4 protein-coding genes and 1 tRNA gene are annotated in these 4,559 nt (G+C 68.3%); 3 read left to right on the top strand and 2 right to left on the bottom strand.

Going from position 1 to position 4,559, the window contains the following annotated elements:
* Together VNS22_RS17145 and VNS22_RS17140 are read left to right on the top strand one after the other, a co-directional pair.
* Nucleotides 1-502, top strand: a 502-nt coding sequence (locus tag VNS22_RS17145) for a PhzF family phenazine biosynthesis isomerase (RefSeq protein WP_325734533.1), incomplete at its 5' end; no start/stop codon positions are given.
* A gap of 58 nt (nucleotides 503-560) precedes the next feature.
* On the top strand, nucleotides 561-1,673 hold the full coding sequence (locus VNS22_RS17140) for an NADH:flavin oxidoreductase/NADH oxidase (protein ID WP_325734531.1): 1,113 nt from the start codon (nucleotides 561-563) through the stop codon (nucleotides 1,671-1,673).
* A 21-nt stretch (nucleotides 1,674-1,694) separates the two neighbouring features.
* Here VNS22_RS17140 and VNS22_RS17135 read toward each other — a convergent pair whose 3' ends face one another.
* Entirely contained in the window at nucleotides 1,695-2,396 is a 702-nt protein-coding gene (locus VNS22_RS17135) for an RraA family protein (protein ID WP_325734529.1), read from the bottom strand.
* A gap of 134 nt (nucleotides 2,397-2,530) precedes the next feature.
* Here VNS22_RS17135 and VNS22_RS17130 point away from each other — a divergent pair, with 134 nt between their 5' ends.
* Nucleotides 2,531-3,967: an aldehyde dehydrogenase family protein gene (locus VNS22_RS17130; RefSeq protein ID WP_325734528.1), complete on the top strand. Its 1,437-nt coding sequence runs from the start codon at nucleotides 2,531-2,533 to the stop codon at nucleotides 3,965-3,967.
* 451 nt (nucleotides 3,968-4,418) lie between these two features.
* Here the strand turns inward: VNS22_RS17130 and VNS22_RS17125 are convergent.
* Nucleotides 4,419-4,495 (bottom strand) — tRNA-Pro (locus VNS22_RS17125).
* Between the last annotated feature and the right edge of the window lie 64 nt (nucleotides 4,496-4,559).

Genomic DNA, 4,559 nt, shown 5'->3' with positions numbered 1-4,559 from the left:
ACCGCTGCCGCCGGCACTGGCCGGCACCGTCCAGGCCGAGCCTCTGGCGGCCGCGGTGGGCCTGACCGAGGCGGAGGTGGCGAGCCCGGTCCGCCTCGCCACCGCAGGCACCACCTTCGCCTTCCTCCAGGTGCACGACCCTGCTTGGATCGACCGGCTCGAGCCCGACTATGCGGCGATCGCACGGTTGATGCCCTCGCCTGCCACCGGGCTCACCGTGTTCGCCCGCACCGGCCCCACCAACTTCAGCGTGCGCATGTTCGCCCCGCAGGAGGGCGTGTTTGAGGACCCCGCCACCGGCAGCTCGGCCGCGGCGATGGCAGCACTCCTGCTCGCAGACGAGCCGGGCTGTGCCGGGCAAGAGGTGGAAATCGTCCAGGGCGTGGCCATGGGCCGGCCCAGCACCATCTACCTGAAGCCGTTCCTGGACGAGGGCGGCCACGCGGCTGTTGAAGTCTCGGGCCGGGCAGTGCGCGTCGGCGAGGGCCGGCTGTTCCTGTAGCCGTGCCAAGCGCACGTGCATGATCCCGCCGCTACTGATCTGGGAGTTCTAGGACGAGATGAGCGTCAAGCTGTTCGACCCCCTCACGCTCGGCGGCATCCGCCTGCCCAATCGCATCACCATTTCGCCGATGTGCCAGTATGCATCGCGGGATGGCCTGGTGGCGCCCTGGCATCAGCAGCATGTCGGCAGTCTGGCACTGGGCGGGGCCGGGCTCCTGGTGATGGAGGCCTCGGCGGTCCTGCCCGAGGGGCGGATCACTCCTGCGGACCTGGGCATCTGGAACAGCGACCAGGAGGCGGCGCTGGCCAAGCTCCTGCGCGAAATCCGGACCTATGCGCCCGAGCAGCGGTTCGGCATCCAGCTCGCCCATGCCGGCCGCAAAGCGGGCTCGGACGTGCCCTGGCGGGGTGGAACCCAGCTTCGCCCGGACCAGGGCGGCTGGACAACGGTGGCGCCCAGCCCGATTCCGTTCGCGCCTGAGCACCGCCCGCCGGTCGAGCTGGACCAGGCCGGCATCCACCGGATCCGCGAGGCGTTCGTGCTGGCGGCGCGACGGGCTCTGTGCGCCGGGTTCGACGCCATCGAGCTGCACGCGGCGCATGGCTACCTCCTGCACAGCTTCTGCTCGCCATTGAGCAACCAGCGCCAGGACGCCTATGGCGGCAGCTTCGCCAACCGCATCCGGATCGTGCTGGAGATCGCGTCCGCCCTGCGCCTGGTCTGGCCGCGCGACAAGATCCTGGGTGCCCGCATCACCGGCAGCGACTGGCACGAGGACGGCTTCACCCCTGAGGATGCGGCGCGGCTCGGCCAGGAACTGGCTGCGATCGGTGTCGACTACATCACCGTCTCGTCCGGCGCGATCCGCCCGGACATCCGCGTCCCGATCGGCCCGGGCTATCAGGTGCCGCTCGCCGCCAAGGTGAAGCAGGCCGTGGGCGACCGCACCATGGTCCAGGCGGTGGGCATGCTGGTCACCGCGGAACAGGCCGAGCAGGTGCTGGCCGAGGGCCATGCCGACCTGATCGCGGTTGCCCGTGCCTATCTGGACAACCTCCGCTGGGGCCAGCATGCCGCCGATGCGCTGGGGGTGCCGCCCGCCTGGCATGTGCGCCATGAACGGGCGGGTGCCCGGCTGTGGCCGGGTGCCGAGCTGAAGCGCGGCTGAAGCCCGGCAGCCCGGCCGGGCTCAGTGGATCTCGTCGGCCTCGGCCATGGCCCGCTTCAGCATCTCGATGTTGAAGTCGCTGGAGCGGGCGGCCTCCAGGATCGGCCGCTCCTGGCGGATGCACAGGTCGATCGCGTCGGGCAGCTTCGGCAGGAGATCGAGCGGGATCACCGTGGCGCCATGGCGATCGGCGTGAATCAGGTCGCCATGGCGGACCTGCATGCCGGCCACGGTCACGTCGATGCCGTACTCCACACAATGGACGAAGGCATGGTTCGGTCCGACCGAGCCGGCGAGCAGCTGGAAGCCGGGGGCGATCATGTCGAGGTCGCGGATCGAGCCGTCGGTCACGCAGCCGAGCACGCCCAGTCCCTTGTGCACGGCGGTGTTGACCTCGCCCCAGAACGCGCCGGTGCCCTTATGCTCGTCCAGATCCTGGATCAGCGCGATGGTCGGATGCGGCTCGGAGCAGACATATTCGTAGTAGCCGATCCGGTGCTGGCGCGCCTCCTCGCCCTTGCGATCGTTCGGCCGGGTCGCGCGGATCGTCGCGGTACGGGCGAAGCCCACGATCGGCTTCAGGTCGGGGAAGGCGCAGACGAGCGGCTGGAGCGTGTAGCCCTCGGTCGACCGATAGCCCCGCGCCACCTCCAGTGCGTTGCAGATCGTGGGCGTGTCGAACCCGGCCAGGTGCTGGAACAAATCGTGATCGATGCCGCTCATGCGTGAAGCGCCTCCCGTTGCGCGCAAGTTGTGCCCGGCTGGTAGCACGGCACGGGTGGCAGAGCGATGCCGGGCTGCCCATGTGAGGCTCGGGTACGGCCTCGGTCGAACCGGCCTTCGAAGGAGTGAAGAGATTGAGCATTCATCAGAACTACATCGCCGGCGCCTGGGTCGACGGTGCGTCCGTTTCGCGCAACGTGAATCCATCCGACCTGGACGACGTGGTCGGTGAATACGCGCAGGCCGATGCCGCCCAGGCCAAGGAGGCGATCGCGGCTGCCAAGGAGGCGCTCAAGACCTGGCAGTTCAGCCCGATCCAGCAGCGCGCTGACCTGCTCGACAAGGTCGGCAACACGATCCTGGCGCGCAAGGAGGAGCTCGGCCGGCTGCTGTCCCGCGAGGAGGGCAAGACCCTGCCGGAAGGCATCGGCGAGGTCGCCCGCGCCGGCCAGATCTTCAAGTTCTTCGCCGGCGAGGCCCTGCGCATCACGGGCGAGCGAATCGATTCGGTACGCCCCGGCATCGAGGTCGACATGCGCCGCGACCCGATCGGCGTGGTGGGCCTGATCACGCCCTGGAACTTCCCGATCGCGATCCCGGCATGGAAGATCGCGCCGGCGCTCGCCTACGGCAACACGGTGGTGCTCAAGCCCGCCGACCTGGTGCCGGGCTCGGCGCATGCGCTGGCGAAGATCATCATCGAGGCGGGCGTGCCGGAAGGCGTGTTCAACCTGGTCATGGGCCGGGGCTCGGTGGTGGGCCAGGTGTTCCTGGACGACCCGCGGGTGAACGCGATCAGCTTCACGGGCTCGGTCGCGACCGGCAAGCGCGTCGCGGCGGCGGCTGCCGCACGGCTGTGCAAGTTCCAGCTGGAAATGGGCGGCAAGAACCCGCTCGTGGTGCTGGACGACGCCGACCTCGCCACCGCGGTCAACTGCGCGGTCCAGAGCGGCTTCTATTCCACCGGCCAGCGCTGCACCGCGTCCTCGCGGGTGATCGTCACCGAGGGGATCCACGACAAGTTCGTGGCCGCCGCGGTCGAGGCGACCAAGGCGCTGGTGGTCGACGATGCGCTCAAGCAGGGCACCCAGATCGGCCCGGTGGTCGACCAGAGCCAGCTCGACCAGGACCTCTCCTATATCGACATCGCCCGCAAGGAGGGCGGTAAGCTCGCCTTCGGCGGCGAGCGGCTGAACCGGGAGAAGACTGGCTTCTACCTGCAGCCGGCGCTGTTCACCGAGACCACCCCGTCCATGCGGATCAACCGCGAGGAGGTGTTCGGCCCGGTGGTCAGCGTGATCCGGGTGAAGGACTACGAGGAGGCGCTCCACGTCGCCAACGACACCGAGTTCGGCCTCAGCTCCGGCATCTGCACGACCAGCCTGAAGCATGCCAGCCACTTCAAGAAGGCGTCGGAGGCCGGCATGGTGATGGTCAACCTGCCGACCGCGGGCGTGGACTACCATGTGCCGTTCGGCGGCCGGAAGGGCAGCTCCTACGGTTCGCGCGAGCAGGGTCGCTACGCCGCTGAGTTCTACACCACGGTCAAGACCAGCTACACGCTGCCCTGATCACGAGAAGGATCCGGCCGGGTCTACCGGCCGGATCCGCATTCTTTCGCGAGCGGGCCTGGCTTCCCGTCACGCACCGTCATGATGCTGTCCGCCAGTCGGCGCGCCACCGACGGAGCATCGCGATGTCACTGGTCTGCATGACAGGCAGCCAGCCTGCGCTGGCCATGCGGTCAGCCGGCAAAGCGTCAGTTCCGCTAAGTATGGCGCTGACAAGACGACAACGCCCGCCGCCTGCAGGCCAATGCCTGCGCGCGACCAGCAACAGTACCGATTCGCTTTAGGTCCGCGCCAGAATGAAGGCATTGGCGCAATAGAAAAGCCATGCGCCCGCTTCACCCGCTGTGCCGCATTCAGCACGCATTCGTGGAAGTGATGTGAGGGGCACAGCTCATGTCGGCCAGCCGGAGCCGGAACCGTGATCAAAACGTGTTGAGGGATCTACCACGACTGGTCGGGGCGAGAGGATTTGAACCTCCGGCCTCTTGCTCCCGAAGCAAGCGCTCTACCAAGCTGAGCTACGCCCCGTCCTGCGGTGCGCGGGAGATAGCCGCCAGGACGCTCCCGCGCAAGTGGGTTCCTGGTCAGAACG

Origin of the sequence: Geminicoccus sp. (assembly GCF_035556675.1) — a bacterium.
GTDB lineage: Bacteria > Pseudomonadota > Alphaproteobacteria > Geminicoccales > Geminicoccaceae > Geminicoccus.
The sequence above is the reverse complement of the archived record's forward strand: the minus strand, read 5'-3'. Positions and strand labels throughout refer to the sequence as shown.

Excerpts from the sequence above, each read along its gene's own strand:
- VNS22_RS17140 (WP_325734531.1), top strand. The coding sequence starts at position 561 with ATGAGCGTCAAGCTGTTCGACCCCCTCACGCTCGGCGGCATCCGCCTG.
- VNS22_RS17135 (WP_325734529.1), bottom strand. The coding sequence starts at position 2,396 with ATGAGCGGCATCGATCACGATTTGTTCCAGCACCTGGCCGGGTTCGAC.